The organism is Petropleomorpha daqingensis (genome assembly GCF_013408985.1).
GTDB lineage: Bacteria > Actinomycetota > Actinomycetes > Mycobacteriales > Geodermatophilaceae > Petropleomorpha > Petropleomorpha daqingensis.
Genome location: NZ_JACBZT010000001.1, coordinates 434,751 through 453,193 on the forward strand (window position 1 = coordinate 434,751; position 18,443 = coordinate 453,193).

Annotated in this window: 19 protein-coding genes and 1 riboswitch; of the genes, 7 read left to right on the forward strand and 12 right to left on the reverse strand. The window is 72.8% G+C overall.

Annotated features, from left to right (window positions below; all coding sequences use genetic code 11):
- Positions 1-51: 51 nt before the first annotated feature.
- From GGQ55_RS02135 to GGQ55_RS02150, 4 genes are all read right to left on the reverse strand, one after another.
- Positions 52-900, reverse strand: coding sequence for a LysM peptidoglycan-binding domain-containing protein (locus GGQ55_RS02135; protein ID WP_179714907.1), 849 nt, complete (start codon positions 898-900; stop codon positions 52-54).
- A gap of 5 nt (positions 901-905) precedes the next feature.
- Positions 906-1,024, reverse strand: a riboswitch (cyclic di-AMP (ydaO/yuaA leader).
- A gap of 207 nt (positions 1,025-1,231) precedes the next feature.
- Positions 1,232-2,077 (reverse strand): DUF817 domain-containing protein, encoded by an 846-nt coding sequence (locus tag GGQ55_RS02140; protein WP_179714908.1) that lies wholly within the window; start codon positions 2,075-2,077, stop codon positions 1,232-1,234.
- Positions 2,074-2,739 (reverse strand): response regulator, encoded by a 666-nt coding sequence (locus tag GGQ55_RS02145; RefSeq protein ID WP_179714909.1) that lies wholly within the window; start codon positions 2,737-2,739, stop codon positions 2,074-2,076. The genes GGQ55_RS02140 and GGQ55_RS02145 overlap by 4 nt, the downstream gene beginning before the upstream one ends.
- Positions 2,736-3,935, reverse strand: a complete 1,200-nt coding sequence (locus GGQ55_RS02150; RefSeq protein WP_179714910.1) for a sensor histidine kinase — start codon at positions 3,933-3,935, stop codon at positions 2,736-2,738. The genes GGQ55_RS02145 and GGQ55_RS02150 overlap by 4 nt, the downstream gene beginning before the upstream one ends.
- 164 nt (positions 3,936-4,099) lie before the next feature.
- Between GGQ55_RS02150 and GGQ55_RS02155 the strand changes: the two genes are divergently transcribed.
- The 5 genes from GGQ55_RS02155 to GGQ55_RS02175 all read left to right on the forward strand — a co-directional run bounded on the left by GGQ55_RS02155 (position 4,100) and on the right by GGQ55_RS02175 (position 6,740).
- Positions 4,100-4,735 carry a hypothetical protein gene (locus GGQ55_RS02155; RefSeq protein ID WP_179714911.1) on the forward strand — a complete coding sequence of 212 codons (636 nt, stop codon included), beginning with the start codon at positions 4,100-4,102 and terminating at the stop codon, positions 4,733-4,735.
- A gap of 89 nt (positions 4,736-4,824) precedes the next feature.
- On the forward strand, positions 4,825-5,340 hold the full coding sequence (msrA, locus tag GGQ55_RS02160) for a peptide-methionine (S)-S-oxide reductase MsrA (RefSeq protein WP_179714912.1): 516 nt from the start codon (positions 4,825-4,827) through the stop codon (positions 5,338-5,340).
- A gap of 75 nt (positions 5,341-5,415) precedes the next feature.
- Positions 5,416-5,958: a YbhB/YbcL family Raf kinase inhibitor-like protein gene (locus GGQ55_RS02165; RefSeq protein WP_179714913.1), complete on the forward strand. Its 543-nt coding sequence runs from the start codon at positions 5,416-5,418 to the stop codon at positions 5,956-5,958.
- 34 nt (positions 5,959-5,992) lie between these two features.
- Entirely contained in the window at positions 5,993-6,460 is a 468-nt protein-coding gene (locus GGQ55_RS02170) for a universal stress protein (RefSeq protein WP_179714914.1), read from the forward strand.
- Positions 6,461-6,548: 88 nt separating this feature from the next.
- Positions 6,549-6,740 (forward strand): hypothetical protein, encoded by a 192-nt coding sequence (locus GGQ55_RS02175; protein ID WP_246323748.1) that lies wholly within the window; start codon positions 6,549-6,551, stop codon positions 6,738-6,740.
- A gap of 81 nt (positions 6,741-6,821) precedes the next feature.
- Here GGQ55_RS02175 and GGQ55_RS02180 read toward each other — a convergent pair whose 3' ends face one another.
- The 4 genes from GGQ55_RS02180 to GGQ55_RS28170 all read right to left on the reverse strand — a co-directional run bounded on the left by GGQ55_RS02180 (position 6,822) and on the right by GGQ55_RS28170 (position 12,195).
- Complete coding sequence (locus tag GGQ55_RS02180; protein ID WP_179714915.1) at positions 6,822-9,704, reverse strand: vitamin B12-dependent ribonucleotide reductase; 2,883 nt, start codon at positions 9,702-9,704, stop codon at positions 6,822-6,824.
- A gap of 92 nt (positions 9,705-9,796) precedes the next feature.
- On the reverse strand, positions 9,797-10,351 hold the full coding sequence (gene nrdR, locus GGQ55_RS02185) for a transcriptional regulator NrdR (protein WP_366488558.1): 555 nt from the start codon (positions 10,349-10,351) through the stop codon (positions 9,797-9,799).
- A gap of 357 nt (positions 10,352-10,708) precedes the next feature.
- Positions 10,709-11,476 (reverse strand): hypothetical protein, encoded by a 768-nt coding sequence (locus tag GGQ55_RS02190; protein ID WP_179714916.1) that lies wholly within the window; start codon positions 11,474-11,476, stop codon positions 10,709-10,711.
- A gap of 152 nt (positions 11,477-11,628) precedes the next feature.
- The gene (locus tag GGQ55_RS28170; protein ID WP_218859133.1) at positions 11,629-12,195 is read right to left on the reverse strand and encodes a LysM peptidoglycan-binding domain-containing protein; all 567 of its coding nucleotides are present in this window, start codon (positions 12,193-12,195) and stop codon (positions 11,629-11,631) included.
- 213 nt (positions 12,196-12,408) lie between these two features.
- Here GGQ55_RS28170 and lexA point away from each other — a divergent pair, with 213 nt between their 5' ends.
- On the forward strand, positions 12,409-13,161 hold the full coding sequence (gene lexA, locus GGQ55_RS02200; RefSeq protein ID WP_179714917.1) for a transcriptional repressor LexA: 753 nt from the start codon (positions 12,409-12,411) through the stop codon (positions 13,159-13,161).
- 53 nt (positions 13,162-13,214) lie between these two features.
- Here lexA and GGQ55_RS02205 read toward each other — a convergent pair whose 3' ends face one another.
- The 4 genes from GGQ55_RS02205 to GGQ55_RS02220 form a co-directional block, all read right to left on the reverse strand.
- Complete coding sequence (locus tag GGQ55_RS02205) at positions 13,215-14,273, reverse strand: NHL repeat-containing protein (protein WP_366488560.1); 1,059 nt, start codon at positions 14,271-14,273, stop codon at positions 13,215-13,217.
- Positions 14,245-14,991 carry a phosphatase PAP2 family protein gene (locus GGQ55_RS02210; RefSeq protein ID WP_366488562.1) on the reverse strand — a complete coding sequence of 249 codons (747 nt, stop codon included), beginning with the start codon at positions 14,989-14,991 and terminating at the stop codon, positions 14,245-14,247. The genes GGQ55_RS02205 and GGQ55_RS02210 overlap by 29 nt, the downstream gene beginning before the upstream one ends.
- Before the next feature lie 68 nt (positions 14,992-15,059).
- The gene (gene hflX / locus GGQ55_RS02215; protein WP_179714918.1) at positions 15,060-16,490 is read right to left on the reverse strand and encodes a GTPase HflX; all 1,431 of its coding nucleotides are present in this window, start codon (positions 16,488-16,490) and stop codon (positions 15,060-15,062) included.
- A 76-nt stretch (positions 16,491-16,566) separates the two neighbouring features.
- Complete coding sequence (locus GGQ55_RS02220; RefSeq protein ID WP_366488564.1) at positions 16,567-17,094, reverse strand: helix-turn-helix domain-containing protein; 528 nt, start codon at positions 17,092-17,094, stop codon at positions 16,567-16,569.
- Positions 17,095-17,164: 70 nt separating this feature from the next.
- Here GGQ55_RS02220 and GGQ55_RS02225 point away from each other — a divergent pair, with 70 nt between their 5' ends.
- Entirely contained in the window at positions 17,165-18,436 is a 1,272-nt protein-coding gene (locus GGQ55_RS02225; RefSeq protein ID WP_179714919.1) for an MFS transporter, read from the forward strand.
- Positions 18,437-18,443 lie beyond the last annotated feature (7 nt).

An 18,443-nucleotide genomic window follows, 5' to 3' on the forward strand; every position in this document is an offset into this window, starting at 1 on the left:
ACGACGCCCCGGCCCCGCGAGAGCGGGACCGGGGCGCCGGTGCGTGCGGGCTCAGCCCAGGTAGTTCACGTGGACGTGGTCCATGTGGTTGGCCGTGGGGCTGCCCCGGTCCTCCATCTGCTTCCACGCCCCGGTCGGCGAGGTCAGGATCTTCTGCTGGTAGATGACGTACTCGACGCCCAGCTCGCTCCAGTGGTCGATCGTGTACTGGACGATCGCGTGACCGAGCGCGGTGTCGGACTCGACCATGTAGTCCAGCGCCAGGCCGGACGGGTGGCCGTGCGGGTCGACGGCGCTGGCGCGGGTGCCGCCGATGGTGATGTTCGCGGCGCCCGGCACGTTGCTGACGACGGCGTTCGCGGCGGCCTGGGTCTGCGGCTTCACCGGGCCGGCGCTGTTGGTGATCGTCGCGACGGTGCCGGCCGGGGCGGCCGCGGGGGCCGGCGCCGGAGCGGGAGCCGGGGCCGGAGCGGGCACCGGCGCGGAGTTGCCCTGGGTGGCGACCGTGCCGGTCGCGGCGGTCTGGAGCACCTCACCGGGGTAGATCCGGTTCGGGTTGCTGCCGATGACGCCGATGTTGCGCTGGTACAGGTCGCGCCAGCGCTGCCCGTGGGCCGCGGCGATCTTGGCGACGGTGTCACCGCGGACGACGGTGTAGTCGCCGGCCACGGCGGCGTGCCTGCCGTAGTTGTCGAGGTCGGCGGCCGAGGTGATCGCCGGAGCCGTGCCGACGTGAGCGGTTGGGGCGAGCTGCGGAGCGGCGGCCGGGGCCGAGCCGGTGGCGGCCTGGGCCGGGACGGTGAGGAAGCCGAGACCGACGACGGTGGCGCCGGCGGCGACGGGAGCGCGCGCGATGACCTTCTTGGTGCGGACATAGCGGGGCGCAGCGTGCTTTGCCATGGAATGGTTTCTCCGATCACCGCCGGCGAGGTGAGCTGTCGGGTTCGGGCGATCGGTGCCCGGCCGCGCAACGCGGCTTCACCCCGAGACGCGCCCCCGCGCGCGCCGTGAGTGGGTCCCCCAACCCCTGCCCTGAAGTGCTCTGGTGGACGACCGGTGGGCAGGGTTGGGCGGACCGGCGCCGCGCTCTCGTTTGCTGAGCGCACACAAAACGCTACTGGGCGTTATGGCGACTGTCGTCGTGACGCCGGTCACATTTGGCAGGCGACGCGCAAGTGGCGTGGTCAGTGGGGCGCCACGTGACCGCACTGTGACCGAGGCCGCTCCGGGATCAGTCGGTCGCCGGTGCGACACGCCGGACGGGGAACAGCACCCACACCCGGGGTGGCGTCGGACCGGCCCGGAGGACCGACAGGTTGCGCGGGTCGCCGTAGAGCCGCCCCTCGTAGGCCTTGACCGCGGCGACCAGCACGATGCTGACCACGACGAGCAGCGACCACGAACCGAGCTTGGCCGCGTGCACCATCGTCCACACCGACTCCTGCGACGGGTACTGCCAGGCGCGCAGGAACGTGGCGGCGTTCTCGGCGGCCCAGAGGAAGAACCCGATGAGCACGAAGGACAGCGCCAGCGGCATCGCGTACCGGTGCCGACCGACGGTGAAGTGCACCCACGTGCGCCAGGTCGCGGCCAGCAGCGCCGCCGCCAGGAGCAGCCGCAGGTCCCCGATCAGGTGCGAGGTGAAGAAGTTCAGGTAGACCAGGACGGCGACGGCTGCCGTCGTCCGGGCCCGGTAGCCGGTGATCCGCAGGTCGAAGCGGCGCCAGGCCTGGCAGACGTAGCTGCCGACGGCCGCGTACATGAAGCCGCTGTAGAGGGGCACGCCGCCGATCGAGGCGACACCGAGGTCGGGGTAGGACCACGAGCCCTGCCGGACCTTGAACAGCTCGAGCGCCAGGCCGACCAGGTGGAAGCCGACGATCACCGCCACCTCGCGGCCGGTCTCCCAGTGGACGAGCCAGAGCAGCAGGGTGACCGCCAGGCTCCAGACCAGCAGCGCGTCGGCCGGGTCGATCGGCAGCGGCAGCACCCGCACCAGAGCGAGGCCGAGGAAGAACAGCGCGGCGAACAGGCAGCACTGCGCCTCGAGCCAGGCGAACCGCAGCAGCTGCTTCACGCGCCGGTCCCGGGGCGGACCAGACCGCACTCGTAGGCGAGCACCACCGCGTGCACCCGGTCGCGCAGCTGCAGCTTGGTGAGGACGCGGCTGACGTGGGTCTTCACCGTGGGTTCGCTGAGGAACAGGTCGCCGGCGATCTCGCCGTTCGAGCGCCCGCGCGCGACCAGGGTCAGCACCTCGAGCTCCCGCGGGGTGAGGACGGCGAGCAGCTCGGGCGTCGCGGCGCCGGGACGCGGACGGGACACATAGTCCTGGATCATCGCGCGGGTGATCTCCGGAGCGAGGAGCGCATCGCCGACGGCGACGGTGCGGATCGCCCCGGCCAGCTCGCGCGGCGGCGCGCTCTTGAGCAGGAAGCCGCTGGCGCCGGCGCGCAGCGCGTCGTAGACGTAGGCCTCCTGGTTGAACGTGGTCAGCACGAGCACACGCGCGGGTGAGGAGTGCCGTTCGAGCAGCGCGCGGGTGGCGGCGATGCCGTCCAGCCGCGGCATCCGGATGTCCATGACGACGACGTCCGGGCGGGTGGTCAGCGCGAGCTCCACCGCCTCGGCGCCGTCCGCCGCCTCGCCGACGACCTCCATGTCCGGCTGGCCCTCGAGGATGGACCGGAACCCGCCGCGGACCAGCGCCTGGTCGTCGGCCAGGAGCACCCGGATCACGCGTGTGCCCCGAGCGGGATCACGGCGTCGACGGCGAAGCCACCGTGGTCGCGCGGGCCGGCGGACAGGGTGCCGCCGTAGAGGGCGACCCGCTCGCGCATGCCGATCAGCCCGTGACCGAGGCCGGTCCCGGCCGGGGTACCACGCCCGTCGTCGTGGACGCGCAGCTCGACCGCTGTGTCGGTGCAGCGCAGGACGACGGTCGCGCGCGCTCCGCGGGCGTGCTTGAGGGCGTTGGTCAGCGCCTCCTGGGTGAGCCGGTAGAGCGCGACATCGACGCCGGGCGGCAGGTCGTGGGGCTCGCCCTGGACGTCGAGGTCGACCGGGAGCCCGGCGGCGCGGACCTGGGCGACGAGCTCGGGCAGCTGGGCGACGCCGGGCTGGGGCAGCAGCGTGTCGGGCGCCGCCTCGGCCCGCAGCAGGCCGAGCATGCGCCCGAGCTCGGCGACCGCCTCCTGGCCGGTGTCCTGGACCGCGCGCAGCGGCTGGCGGGCGGCGCCCGGGTCGCGGTCGAGCAGGTCCTCGGCGGCACCGGCCTGGATCACCATGACGCTGACGCAGTGCGCGACGACGTCGTGCAGCTCGCGGGCGATCCGCGCACGCTCGGCGGCGACCGCGTCGCGGACCCACGCCTCCTGGTCCTCGGCCAGCCGCGTGGCCTGCAGGGAGAGGGCGGCGTGGCTGAGCTGCCGGCGCCGCAGGACCCGGCCGGCCAGGGTCACGAGGACCAGCGGCACGAACGCGAAGGGGATGTTCTGCTTGGCCCCGATGCTCGGCACCCGCAGCAGCAGGACGACGACCGCGGTCGCGATGGCGAGGACCCCCGCCGCGGCGCGTTGCCGGTCGGCGTGGCGGGCGACGGAGTAGGCGGCGACGAGCATCGGCACGAAGTCGCCCCAGAGCGTGATCGTCAGGACGGTGAACAGCTCGGGACCGGCGACGGCGGCGGCCACGGTGAGCGCGGTCGCCAGGGGTGCCCGCCGGCGGAAGGCGAGGGCGCCGGTCGCGACCAGCGTGCAGACCGCGACCGCCCAGGAGGGCCCGAACGGCGTCGAGTTGTCGAGGTCCAGTCGCAGGTCGAGCTGGGCGAAGACGGTCAGCGCCACCGCGAGGGCGACGTCCCACAGCAGGTCGGGACGCCGCGGTTCGCCGTCCCCGGTGGGCAGGGGTGCCTGCTCCTGGGTGCCCACCGCCATGCGCGGACGGTAATACGGGGGCGGCGGGATGGGCGTCATCCCGCGGTACCACGCGGGCGCGACCGCCGTCGCATGTCGCGGACGGCGCGGCAGCCGCCGGGACGACGCAGGTCGCGACGGCGGTCCGACGACCCGGGGCCGTGCCCGGCCGCATCGTCTCCGCCATGACTCGACCCCTCACCGACCCCCTGCCCACCGGCCTCGACGACCGTGCCCGCGCGGCCGGCAACGGCCGGCTGGCCGGCCTCGCCCTGATGGCCGGCTGCGTGCTCGCCACCCTCGGCTTCCTCGGCGTGAGCCTGACGATGCACGGGCCCGAGGCCGCCTGGCCCACCGATCCGCTGTGGCAGCCGATGTACGGCGTGGCGCTGGCCGGCAACCTGCTCGTCGTCCTCGGCCTGCCGGCGATCCTCGCCGTGCACGGCAGCGCGGCGCGCCGGCTGACCCTGGTGGGCTACGTCGGGATCTTCGCGCCGCTGGCGATGCTCAACGTGGCCGAGACGACCGTCGAGGCGTTCGTGAAGCCGTACCTCGCCACCCACGGCGGCTTTCCCGAGGAGACGCCGGCCGGGCTGAACGCGTTCGAGGCCGTGGCGCTGGTGCTGCTGATCATCGGGGCGGTCTGCTTCGCGATCGCGGTGTTCCGGGCCCGGATCCTGCCGATCTGGGTCGGCGTCGCGGTGCTGCTGTCGGTCGTCTGCGCCTTCTTCCTGCACGGTGGGGCGATCGTGTTCGTCAGCGACTACGTGCTGTTCGCGGCGCTGTTCTGGGTCGGCGTCCGCGCCGCTCGAGCTGAGTGAGACCGGTCCCCGGTGGGTCCGGGGGACGGAAACACTGGTGGCCCTCCGCGTGTTGAGGAGACAGTGCTCGAGACAGGAAGGGGCACACAGTGACCACTGAGAAGGCGATCCTCGCCGGCGGCTGCTTCTGGGGAGCCCAGGAGCTGCTCCGGAAGCGTCCGGGGGTGCTCTCCACCCGCGTCGGATACTCGGGCGGGGACACCCCGAATGCCACGTACCGCAACCACGGCGATCACGCAGAGGCGGTCGAGATCCTCTTCGACCCGGACGTGATCTCGTTCCGCGAGCTGCTGGAGTTCTTCTTCCAGATCCACGACCCGTCGACCCGTGACCGGCAGGGCAACGACGTGGGCCGCAGCTACCGCTCGGCGATCTTCTACACGAGCGACGAGCAGAAGCGTGTCGCCGAGGACACCATCGCCGACGTCGACGCGTCGGGCATCTGGCCCGGCAAGGTCGTCACCGAGGTGGAGCCCGCGGGTGAGTTCTGGGAGGCCGAGGAGGAGCACCAGGACTACCTGCAGAAGTACCCCTACGGGTACACCTGCCACTTCGTGCGGCCCGGCTGGGTGCTGCCCCGCCGGGAGGCGCAGCCCGTTCAGTAACGAACTACCGCGGTAGAGGGGCGGGTGACCACCGGTCACCCGCCCCTTCTGCTCGTGTCGGGCCTACCGTGCAGCATGCCGCCGGCTCTCCCGCGCGCCCTGCCGCTCCTCGCGGTGGTCGTGCTCGCGGGATGCGGCGGTGCCGCCGACCGGAAGGACGCGCCGCCGTCCGGGACGATCACGGTGACCAGTTCGGCGTTCGCCGACGGCGACCGGATCCCCGAAGAGTTCACCTGCCACGGGGACGGCGCCTCTCCCCCGCTGGCGTGGACCGGCCTGCCGTCGGGGACCGCATCGGTCGCGGTGGTGGTCCTGGACCCCGACGCCCCGAACGGCACGTTCGTGCACTGGGTGCTGGTCGGGGTGCCGCCGACTCCTCCTGACCTGATGGCCGGGGCGGTGCCGCCGGACGCCACCCAGGCCCGCAACAGCGCCGGCGACGTGGGCTGGACCCCGCCCTGCCCACCGAGCGGCACGCACCACTACCGCTTCACGGTCTACGCGCTGGACGGCTCCGTGGACCTGGCGGACGGCGCCGACCCGGACACCGCGATCCGCGCCGTCCGGGACGCCGCCACCGCGGAGGGCACGCTGACCGGCCTCGTCAGCGCCGGATGAGGCGAGCCGGGCGTCGCCGTGGTGGCGTGGGGTCATGAGCGCTCCAGCCGGCGGGTCCGGCCGCATCGTCGTCGGCGTGGACGGCTCCGCGCACTCGGAGCAGGCGCTGCGGTGGGCGGTCGGCCAGGCGCGGCTCAGCGGCGGCTCCGTCGAAGCGGTGATCTCCTGGAGCATCCCGGTCGACTTCGGCCTCGGCGGGAGCGGGGTGCTCGTGGACTACGACTGGGCCGGCGTGGCCACGAGCACGCTGCGCGACGCGGTCGCGCACGCACTCGGCCCGGCAGACTCGGACCAGGTGTCGCAGCACGTGGTGATGGGCCACCCGGCGACCGTCCTGCTCGACGCGTCCGCGCACGCCGACCTGCTCGTGGTCGGCAGCCGTGGCCGCGGCGGGTTCACGGGCATGCTGCTCGGCTCGACCAGCCAGCACGTCATCGCCCGGGCCGCGTGCCCGGTCGTCGTCGTCCGAGCTCCTGAGTCCGCGCGGGACACGATCGGATGAAGGACCGCCTCGTCCTGGCGTGATCGATTCCGCCGGGGGTATCGAGCGCCTCATGCGGAGCGGAACGCGGAGCAGAGGCGGCAGCATCGTGGCCACCGTCCTGGTGATCTGGCTGATCATCGGTGTGATCGCAGCATTCCAGCGCGGCTACTTCAGCAGCGCGGACACCAACTGCGCCGGGGTCACCACGACCCTGGTGACGATCGTGGCGGGGCCGCTGAACTACGTCGGGGTCAACCCGAAGGTCGGCTGTCCGTCGGTGCCGCAGCCGAGCCAGTGACCCGCCCGGACTGCTGAACGACCGGCGCCCCGGCCCCGCGCGTGGCGGGACGGGGGCGCCGGTCGTGGTGCTACTGCGCGATCAGCTGCAACCGCTGGTCGAGCCGCAGCCCTCGCAGACGTAGCAGCTGCCGGCGGGGCGCATCTTCGTGCCGCAGGTCATGCACAGCGGCGCGTCGGTGGCGGTGCCGGTGACCAGCTCGAGCAGCTCGGCCGAGGAGTGGGCCTCCTTGATCGGCTTCTCGGCCGCCTTCGACGACCCGGCCTCGGGCTTGCGCTCGTCGGTCGGCGCCGAGCCGCGCAGCGCCTCGAGGTCGACCTCCTCCTCGACCACGTCGGCGGTCGACGCGGAGCCGCCGTAGGTGCCCGCCACCTGGGCGGCCCGCTCCTCGGCGCTGAAGATGCCGAGGGTCGCGCGGGTGTCCACCGGCAGGTGGTCGAGCGCCAGGCGCCGGAAGATGTAGTCCATCACCGACTGGGCGATCCGGATGTCCGGGTCGTCGGTCATGCCGGCCGGCTCGAACCGCATGTTGGTGAACTTCTGGATGTAGGTCTCCAGCGGCACACCGTGCTGCAGCGCGATGGACAGCGCGATCGAGAAGGCGTCCATGACACCGGCCAGGGTCGAGCCCTGCTTGCCGAGCTTCAGGAACACCTCGCCGAGGCTGCCGTCCTCGTACATGCCGGCGGTCATGTAGCCCTCGGCGCCGGCGACGCTGAACGACGTCGTGACGCTCGTCCGCTTCTTCGGCAGCCGCTTGCGCACCGGGTGCGACAGCGCGGCCGGAGCCTCCGCCTTGACCTCGGCTCCACCCTCAGAGCTGGCCTTCTTGGCCTTCGCGTCGGACAGCGGCTGGCCGACCTTGCAGTTGTCGCGGTAGATCGCCAGCGCCTTGAGGCCGAGCTTCCAGCCCTGGAAGTAGATGTTCTCGACGTCCTCGACGGTGGCCGACTCCGGCATGTTGACCGTCTTGCTGATGGCGCCGGAGATGAACGGCTGGACGGCCGCCATCATCCGCACGTGGCCCATCGGCGAGATGGCCCGCTCACCCATCGCGCAGTCGAACACCTCGTAGTGCTCCGGGCGCAGGCTCGGGGCGTTGACGACGTGGCCGTGCTCGGCGATGAACTCGACGATCGCCTCGATCTGCTCGCCCTGGTAGCCGAGGCTCTTCAGCGCCCGCGGCACCGTCTGGTTGACGATCTGCATGGAGCCGCCGCCGACCAGCTTCTTGAACTTGACCAGCGAGAAGTCCGGCTCGATGCCGGTCGTGTCGCAGTCCATCATGAAGCCGATGGTCCCGGTGGGGGCGAGGACCGAGGCCTGGGCGTTGCGCCAGCCGTTGTCGGCACCGATCGCCAGGCACTCCTGCCACTCGGCGGTGGCCGCCTTGAGCACGTCGGCGTCGTCGGCACCGACCGGGCGGATCGCGTCGTTGGCCGCGGCGTGCTTGCGCATGACCCGGGCGTGCGCGTCGGCGTTGCGGGCGTAGCCGTCGTAGGCACCCACGATGCCGGCCAGCTCGGCCGAGCGGCGGTAGGCCGTGCCGGTCATCAGCGAGGTGATCGCCGCGGCGAGGGTCTGGCCGCCGCGCGAGTCGTACGCGTGGCCGGTCGCCATGAGCAGCGCGCCGAGGTTGGCGTAGCCGATGCCCAGCTGGCGGTAGGCCCGTGTGGTCTCGCCGATCGGCTCGGTCGGGAAGTCGGCGAAGCAGATCGAGATGTCCATCGCGGTGATGACCAGCTCGACGGCCTTGACGAAGTTCTTCGAGTCGAACGTGCCGTCGGCCTTGAGGAACTTCATCAGGTTCAACGACGCCAGGTTGCACGAGCTGTTGTCCAGGCTCATGTACTCCGAGCACGGGTTGGACGCGTTGATCCGCCCGGTCTCGGGGTTGGTGTGCCAGTCGTTGATCGTGTCGTCGTACTGGATACCGGGGTCGGCGCACTCCCACGCGGCCTGGGTGACCTTGCGGAAGAGGTCCTTGGCGTCGACGGTCTCGATGACCGCGCCGTCCTGCCGGGCGCGCAGCCCGAACTCGGTGCCGTCCTCGACCGCACGCATGAACTCGTCGGAGACCCGGACCGAGTTGTTGGCGTTCTGGTACTGGACGCTGGTGATGTCCTTGCCGCCGAGGTCCATGTCGTACCCGGCGTCGCGCAGCGCGCGGATCTTGTCCTCCTCGCGCGCCTTGGTCTCGATGAACTCCTCGATGTCGGGGTGGTCGATGTCGAGGACGACCATCTTGGCCGCACGGCGGGTGGCGCCACCGGACTTGATGGTCCCGGCGGAGGCGTCGGCCCCGCGCATGAAGCTGACCGGGCCCGAGGCGGTGCCACCGGAGGAGAGCAGCTCCTTCGAGGAGCGGATGCGGGAGAGGTTGAGGCCGGCGCCCGAGCCGCCCTTGAAGATCAGGCCCTCTTCCCGGTACCAGTTCAGGATCGAGTCCATCGTGTCGTCGACGGCGAGGATGAAGCAGGCGCTGACCTGCTGCGGCGCGCTCGTGCCGACGTTGAACCAGACCGGCGAGTTGAAGCTGAAGTACTGGTGCAGCAGCATCCACGTCAGCTCGTGCTCGAAGATCTCGGCGTCGCCCTCGGTGGCGAAGTAGCCGTGCTCGCGGCCGGCCGCACCGTAGGTGAGCACCACCCGGTCGATGAGCTGGCGCAGGCTGTTCTCGCGCTGCGGGCTGCCGACGGCACCACGGAAGTACTTCGTGGTGACGATGTTGGTCGCGTTGATGCTCCACTCGGAGGGGAACTCCACGCCGCGCTGCTCGAAGTTGATCGAGCCGTCACGCCAGTTGGTCATGACGACGTCGCGGCGCTCCCAGGTCACCTCGTCGTACGGGTGCACACCAGGCGTGGTGAAGACGCGCTTGACCTTCAGGCCCTTCCCCCGGGCTGGCGCCTTGCCCCCGCGGCGGGCGCGGCCGGAGGACAGGCGGTCATCGGTCTCGGTCATGAGATGGAGCTCTCCCTAGGTGCGGCAGCGGCTGGGGAAGAACCGCAGATGTGTGCTGCTCGGACTGGTGTATCGGTTGGTACTGACAGTTCTCAGGTGCCGGCGGCGGTGCCGGCCGAGCTCCGCCCGCCGCGGCGGCGGGACGGCGGGAGGTCGGGCTGCATGCCCGGCAGCGGCGGCGTGCCGCCCGGCAGGTGCCGGCTCCGGAGCTCGTCGATCTCCTTCTCGAAGTCCTCGAGCGAGTCGAAGGCGCGGTAGACGCTGGCGAAGCGGAGGTAGGCCACCTCGTCGAGCTCGCGCAGCGGCCGCAGGATGGACAGCCCCACCTCGTGGCTGGGGACCTCGGCCACGCCGGTGGCGCGGATCGCGTCCTCCACCTGCTGGGCGAGCTTCTGCAGCTGGTCCTCGTCCACGGGCCGTCCCTGGCAGGCACGCCGCACGCCGGCGACGACCTTGGACCGGTTGAACGGCTCGCTGACCCCGCTGCGCTTGACGACGGCGAGCACCGCCTCCTCGACGGTGGTGAACCGCCGCCCGCAGCCGGGGCAGGAACGACGCCGCCGGGTGGTCGCTCCCTCGTCGGCCTCCCGCGAGTCGATGACCCGGCTGTCGGGGTTGTGGCAGAACGGGCACCGCACGGCGATCACCCCCCTCTCGGGCTGTCCCTCAGGGCTGCTGCCCACCGCCGCCCTGTGGACTCCGCTGGGGACATCTCGTGGATGTCCGGGGGAGAACGTGGGGATCGGCTGTGGACACGCTTACAACCCTGTAACTACTAGATGTAGGGGAACCCTAGGTCGGGCTCCACTACATGTGCAAGAGCAAACCCGCGTGTCCTGTTCCGTCGAGACCCGCTCGTGACCAGCCGCAACAACCTGCCGCAGGAGTCACACGACACGCCGCGGACGCGCCGGACCGAGTGGCCGGACGTGCGGTAGAGGGGCATGCTGCGCGGCCCGCCGTGGGCGACCCACGGCGCGGCCGGCGACGGCCGGACGGGTGGCTCAGACGCCGGTGAGCGTGTCGTCCCAGCGCGCGGCGCGCGGCGTCGGCACCGCAGCGGCCCGGGCCGAGCCGGACAGCCCTGCAGCGTCGAGCCGCATCGGGCGGGTGAGCAGATCGGGCTCACCGAGACCGGGCCACGTGTCGTCGGAGCGGGCGCCCCAGGACTCGGCCGCTCGACCCTCGGGGGTGCGGGCCTGCGCGGCGGAGGACTCGACCAGGGTGGGCCACGTGCCCGTGTCGGCGGCCCGGTGCCGCCCGGACCCGGACGGCGACGCGGGCGCGCGGTGCCGGCCGGCGCCGATCACGGAGAACTCCGCCGTCTCACCGACGACCCGGGACTCCGCCCGACGACGGCCCGCGGGGTGGCTCGCGCGGCTGGCGCTCTCGTCCCGGATCGCCGGGAAGCCGCGGGTGGCGGTCAACTCGAGGTCCGACCGGGGCACCGGCGCGACGGCGGGACGTCCGCGACGCGGCGAGCCGCTCCCGGAGACATCGGCCAGGCGCAGGCTCCGGGTCGCCGCGGCGTCGTCGACCGGGGCGACGGGAGCAGGAGCGGCCAGCGTCAGGTGGCGCTCCGGCAGCCGGACGCACTCGAGGTCGGTCCACACCGACTCCTCCGCGCCGCCGACGGCCAGCCGGACCCACACCTGGCAACCGCCGGTGTCGTCGTGCCGCCAGCCGAGCATCGAGCCGGGGAGCCACTCCCCCGCCGAGTAGATCTCGACGTCCTGCGGGGAGCTGGTGAACACCGCTGCACGACTTTCCATGGCGCCTGACACCCGACGACCGTAAGCGGTGGAGTGAGTACACAGCGTCAAGACGCGAGCACTGAGGGTTGACGAAGTCGGCCCCTCGACATTGTGGGTGTCTTGCCGAAACGGGACGGCCGCGGGCCGGCGACCGTCGGGCCGCCGTGGCGTCACGGCAGCTGCAGGGTCTGGCCGACCTGCAGGTCGGCACCGGCGAGGTGGTTGAGCCGCTGGATCTCGTCGACGACCTCGCGCACGTCGCGGTCACCCGCGACCGACGAGGCGACCGACCACAGCGTGTCACCCGGCTCGACGGTCACGGTGCTCACCCCCGTCAGCCGCAGATCGCCGCCGTCGCCGCCGGCCAGGAGCGGGCCGACCCAGGAGCCGAGCGCCACACCCAGCGCCAGCGCGAGGACCACCGCCAGCCTGCGGGCCCGGCGGGTCGGCCGGAGCCGGCCGGTGACCGGCCGCCGCATCGGGGCGCAGCCACCCCGGACCGGGGGTCGCGGCGCCGGGCGCGCGGGGACACGGGGCGCCGCCGCACGGGCCGGGCGGGGTGCCGTGTCGGCCGCCCGCGCCGGACCCGAGCGGGCGACGCGGTCGCGGTAGGCCCCCGGCCGGGTGGGCGGGCGCCGCTCCGCGGGACCGTCGGTCGGGACGAGCCGCAGCGCGGGCCGCCACGGCGCCTGCACCGACTCGTCGAACTCCAGGACCGCCTGCTGCACGCTTCCCACGACGTCTCCTCCCGACCGGTTCGAACACTCGAACGTCTGTTCGATTCGAACGTGTGTCCGATGTCTACCGGATGACGCCGACAGAAGCGACCCGACACGTCACGACTTCGAACGTGTGTTTGAAGAATCCGGTCGGTGGCGCTACGGTGAGCCACCGAGGACGAACGGACTGCGCGGGCACCGGAGAGCCGGAGCCGGCGGCGAGGAGGAGACGTGGCGACCAGCAGGGGGACGTCGGGCGGACGCCGGAGCTCCGGCGAGACGACGACGAGCGAGACCACGGCCGCGGTCCGGGCCCTCCCCGACCGCACCGACGCCGGCGACGGCCTCACCCAGCGGCAGCGCCGCGTGCTCGAGGTCATCCGCGACTCCATCGAGCGCCGCGGTTACCCGCCCTCGGTGCGCGAGATCGGCGAGGCGGTCGGGCTGTCCTCGGCCTCCTCGGTCGCCCACCAGCTCTCGGTGCTGCAGAAGAAGGGCTGGCTACGCCGCGACCCCAACCGGCCGCGCGCCCTCGACGTCCGCCTGCCCGGTGAGCAGTCCGTCGCCGCCGCCACGACCGCGGTGCCGGCCGGCGACGACGCCGTGCCCGCCCCCACCTACGTGCCGCTCGTCGGCCGGATCGCCGCCGGTGGGCCGGTGCTCGCCGAGCAGGCGGTGGAGGACGTCTTCCCGCTCCCGCGCGAACTGGTCGGCGAGGGGACGCTGTTCATGCTCAAGGTGGTCGGCGACTCGATGGTCGAGGCGGCCATCTGCGACGGCGACTGGGTCGTGATCCGGCAGCAGCAGCACGCCGAGCAGGGCGAGATCGTCGCGGCCATGATCGACGGCGAGGCGACGGTCAAGACCTACAAGCGCCGCGACGGGCACGTGTGGCTGCTGCCGCACAACCCGGCGTACGAGCCCATCCCGGGCGACGACGCGACCATCCTGGGCCGGGTCGTCAGCGTCCTGCGCCGGGTCTGAGCCCGGCGGTCCGCCCGCGGCGGCGCCGGATCACGTGCCGCCGCGGCGGCGGATCAGGTGCCGCCGCGGCGGCGGATCAGCAGACCGCCGATCCACACGACGACGGTCGCGACGGCGGCCGCGATCAGCCCGGCGGTGAAGGCAGGCGGCCCCGAGTCCGGCGCGGTCGCCGCCGTCGCGGCGGACGCGGCCGCGGCAACCGGTTCCAGGGCAGCGGTCGCCGGGACCAGCGTGACGTCGCCGGGCACCCCCTCCCCCGCGACGACCAGCTGGCGGTCGTCGGCGCTGAAGCTGATGGCCTCCCCCTGCGGCGCCGGCGGGAGCGCGATCCGCACCGGGGTGCCGGCCAGCGCGGTCGGCACGTCGGCGTTCGACAGCGGCCAGACGTAGGCGTCGGTGTAGGTGCGCAGGGCGATCATCGTGCCGTCGCGGGACACCGCTCCCCCGGTCGCCATGAGCTGACCGGCCCGGCCGACCGGGCCGCCCTCGGTGCCGGTGAGCGTGAAGTTCACCTGGGCCACCCGCTGCAGCGGCGTGACAACCCCCTCGGCCAGCGGTGCCGACGGTTTGTAGACGCCGCTCGCGCCGAGGATCTCCTTGGTCACGATGTACGCGGTGCCGTCGGGCGCCAGCAGCAGGGACTCCGCGTCGTGCGGCCCGTCGGGGTAGCTCATCCGGTAGATGGCGGTGGACCCGTCGGGGTGCAGTGCCAGCAGGGCCACGGTCGAGCGGTCGACCCGGTTGTCCCCGATGTCGGCGAGGTAGACCGTGCCGTCGGGGCCGAGCGCCAGGTCCTCCGGGTCGTACGGGTCGACCGGCGCGGTGCGCACGTCGACCACGGCGCAGCTCATGTCGAGCACGTAGACGGTGAGCTCGTCCCCGCCGTCGTTCATCGCCAGCATCGTGTCGCCGGTGACGACCAGGCCGGACAGCTCCGGCAGCCGGGTGTCGGTGACCTGGCAGATCGTCGAGGGCTGGCCGGTCTCGGCCGCGGCCTGCGCGGGCGCCGCCGCAGCGGGCGAGGCGGCGGCGAACACGAGGGCGCCGACCGCGCCGGCGCAGAGCAGACGCGGCCACACGCGACTAGGGCGACCGCCGGCCTGCTCGGGCACGTACCCAGCGTGACAGAACGAGCGCGTCGAGTGCATGCACCACGCCCAACAGCAGGATCCCCACCGCCCCGCCCACGACCGCGTCGGTGACCCAGTGGAAATCCAGGGACACCATGGCCAGCGCGGTCGCGACCGGCCCCAGCACCGACAGCCACTTCAGCGTCCGCTGGACCGGCAGGGGTAGCCCGAACTCCACGGCCTGCCAGCGCGCGACACCCCACATCAGGACCGCGTTGGCCACGTGCCCCGACGGGAACGACTCGCCGTCCCGGTGGAAGAACGAGCCCGGATACCCCGGCGCGGTGCGCCCCGTGCCGTACTTGAAGCCGTAGATGACCGCGGTCAGCAGCGCCAATGCGAGCAGCACGCGCAGCAGCGGGAGCAGCGTGCGCCGGGTCCAGCAGACGTAGCCGACCAGGCCGGCCAGCACGATGAGGATGAATCCTCGGCCGCCGAGCTGGGTGACCCCCCAGACCGGCCAGTACCAGCCCGAGTCCTGGAGGTCCCAGGCGCTGACCACCTCGGAGACCCGCAGGTCCATCCACTCCAGCCAGCCCCGGCTGAGCAGGTCGACGGTGACGACGGCGGCGACCACCGCCGCCACGCCCAGCAACCACCAGGGCGGGCGCCCCACGGAGACCGGGGACCCGGCGTCCGGCCGGCCCGAGGAGACGGCGACGGCCGCGTCCTCGGGCTTCCGCACCGCGCCGCTCGTCACGGCGTCACGGTACCGGTCCGTGACCCGGCCGTGATCTGGACCGACCCGATCGGGGGCAAACCGCCAGGTCAGCCGACCGGCGCGGCGAACTCCTCGAGGGCCGCCGCCAGCGCCCCGTCGACGCGGGCGGTCAGCCGCGTGCCGCCCTCCTCGTGCCGTTCGGAGAGCACCTCGCCGTCCCGGTGCATGCGCGCGACCAGATCGCCCCGCCCGTAGGGCACGAGCACCTCGACGTCGATCGCCGGATGCGGCAGCCGGGCGCCGACCGCCTCGCGCAGCTGGTCGATGCCGTGCCCGGTCCGCGCCGAGACCCAGATCGCGCCCGGCAGCGCCTGCCGCAGGGCCAGCACATCGTCCTCGGTCATCGCGTCGACCTTGTTGACGACGATCAGCTCGGGCACCGACCGGGCGTCGATGTCGGCCAGCACCGTGCGCACGGCCTGGATCTGGCCGAGCGGGTCGGGGTCGGAGCCGTCGACCACGTGCAGCAGCAGGTCGGCGGCGGCGACCTCCTCCAGCGTCGAGCGGAACGCGTCGACCAGCTGGTGCGGCAGGTGCCGGACGAAGCCGACGGTGTCGGTGAGCGTGTACTCGCGGCCGTCCGGCGACTCGGCCCGGCGCACGGTCGGGTCGAGGGTGGCGAACAGCGCGTTCTCGACCAGCACGCCCGCGCCGGTCAGCCGGTTGAGCAGGCTGGACTTCCCGGCGTTGGTGTACCCGGCGATCGCCACGCTCGGGACGGCGTTGCGGCCGCGGCCGGCCCGCTGGGTCGCCCGGGCGGTGGCCATGCCGGCGATCTCGCGGCGCAGCTTGCTCATGCGGGCGCGGATCCGCCGCCGGTCGGTCTCGATCTTCGTCTCACCCGGACCGCGGGTACCGATGCCGCCACCGCCGGCGACCCGGCCGCCTGCCTGCCGGGACAGAGACTCACCCCAGCCGCGCAGCCGCGGCAGCATGTACTGCATCTGGGCCAGCTCGACCTGGGCCTTGCCCTCCCGGCTGCTGGCGTGCTGGGCGAAGATGTCGAGGATCAGCGCCGTCCGGTCGACGACCTTGACCTTGAGGATCTTCTCGAGCGCGTTGAGCTGACCCGGGGTGAGCTCGCCGTCGCAGATCACGGTGTCGGCGCCGGTGGCCGCGACGATGTCGCGGATCTCCGCCGCCTTGCCGGAGCCGACGTAGGTGCCGGCATCGGGCGTGGAGCGGCGCTGGCTGACCGCCTCGAGGACGACGGAGCCGGCCGTCTCGGCGAGGGCGGCGAGCTCGGCGAGGGAGCGGTCCGCGTCGGCCGCCGTCCCCTCCGTCCAGACGCCGACGAGCACGACGCGCTCCAGGCGCAGCCGGCGGTACTCGACCTCGGTGATGTCGGCGAGCTCGGTCGAGAGCCCGGCGACGCGCCGGAGCGCGGTGCGCTCCTCGAGTGCGTACGAGCCGGTGGTGTCGTCCGGCTCGTCGAGCCTGCCGGTGTCGAAGCGGGGGTCTTCCAAGGGGGTGGCCATCGGGTCCAGCGTGACACGGGGGTCCGACGAGGTCACCTGGGTTTGTGCACTGGATGTCATCACCGGGTGCAACGCCTCAGGCCTCGGGATGCATCCCGAGGTACAGCGACCACCGCTTCGCCTGCGGATCGCGCGGGCGACGGGCGAACTCGTCGAGCAGCGCGTGCAGCCGCTCGTGGAAGTCCTCGAACTCCTCGGCGGGCAGCTGCAGACCCAGCCGGCTGCTCAGCAGGTGCCGCTCGCCCACCTCGGCGACCTCCTCGAGGAAGGCGGCGAGCATCGGGTCGCGCTCGGGCGGCGGCCGGTCGTCGACGTCCATCAGCCAGCTCTTGCCGGTGGCGCGGTAGGGCACCTCCCGGGCGCCCCGTGTGCCGCGCCGCACCGGCTGCGCGACCAGGAAGCCGGTGTCGACCAGCGTGCGCACGTGGTGCAGCACCGTGGCGGGGTTGCGGCCCAGGCGCTCGGCGATCTCCTTGTTCGTGAGCGACTCCGACGCGCACAGGCGGAGGATGCGCAGGCGCAGCGCGGAGGCGATCGCCCGGTATTCGGCGTCGGTCGCCTTGCGCTTCGGCCCGCGGATCCACGGGACCTCGTCCTCGCTCACGTCGGGCAGCCTAGGCGACACGCCGCCGACTGATTGACTTTTCCCAATCAGTCGGCGCACCCTGCCTGCCGTGACCACCCCGGCCAGCCTCTGGCGGCACCGCGACTTCCGGCAGCTCTGGACGGCGGAGAGCATCAGCCAGGTCGGCACGCAGATCACCTACCTGGCCATGCCGGTCCTGGCGGTGACCGTGCTGCACGCGACGGCGTTCGAGATGGGCGTGCTGACCGCCCTGGAGACGATCGCCTTCCTCGTGATCGGTCTGCCGGCCGGCGCCTGGGTGGACCGCTGGCGGCGCAAGCGCGTCCTGGTCGTGAACGATCTGATCCGGGCGGTGGCGCTGGCCTCGCTGCCCGTCGCCTGGTACCTGGACCTGCTCACGCTCCCGCAGCTGTTCGTCGTCGCCACGATCACCGGCGCGGCCACCGTGTTCTTCGACGTCGCCTGGCAGAGCTACCTGCCCACGCTGGTCGACCCCGAGCAGGTCGTGGACGGCAACGGCAAGCTCATGGCGAGCCAGGAGGTCGCCCGCGTCGCCGGCCCGGGGATCACCGGTGTGCTGCTGCGCTTCCTGGGGGCGCCGCTGCTGATCGCCTTCGACGCGCTGTCGTTCCTGCTCTCGGCGCTGTTCATCGGCCGGATCAGGCACACCGACACGGTCCCCGACCGGGCCGCCCGCCGGCCGCTGCGGGTCGAGATCGCGGAGGGCCTGGGCTTCGTCGTCCGGCACCCGCTGCTGCGTCGCATCGTCGCCTGCACCGGGACCGCCAACCTGTTCAACACGATGAGCGGCACCCTGCTGGTGCTCTTCGCGCTGCGCACGCTCGGACTGTCGGAGAGCGAGCTCGGGTTCGTCCTGTCGGCCGGCGCCGTGGGCGGGATCCTCGGCGCGGTCACCGGGGCCCGGTTCGCCCGCCGGGTGGGTGAGGGCCGCGCCATCCCGCTGTCCGCGCTGCTCCTGCTCCCGTTCGCAGCGCTGACCCCGCTGGCGGCGTACGCGGCCCCGGCGCTGCTGCTGGTGGTCGGCATGCTCGGCTACGGCTGGGCGGTCGTGGCCTACAACATCACGCAGGTCAGCTTCCGGCAGCGGCTCTGCCCGCCGAACCTGCTCGGCCGGATGAACGCCTCGGTGCGGTTCATCGTCTACGGCACCCAGCCGCTGGGCGCCCTGCTCGGCGGCGTCCTGGGCAGCTGGCTGGGCGTGCTGCCCACGCTCTGGATCGCCGCTGCCGGTCAGGCCCTCTCCGCGCTGTGGGTGGTGACCAGCCCGCTCATGCGCATGCGCGAGCTGCCCCGCAGCCTGGACGCGACCTCGTCGCATGCCGAGCCGATCGCCGGGTAGAGCCCGC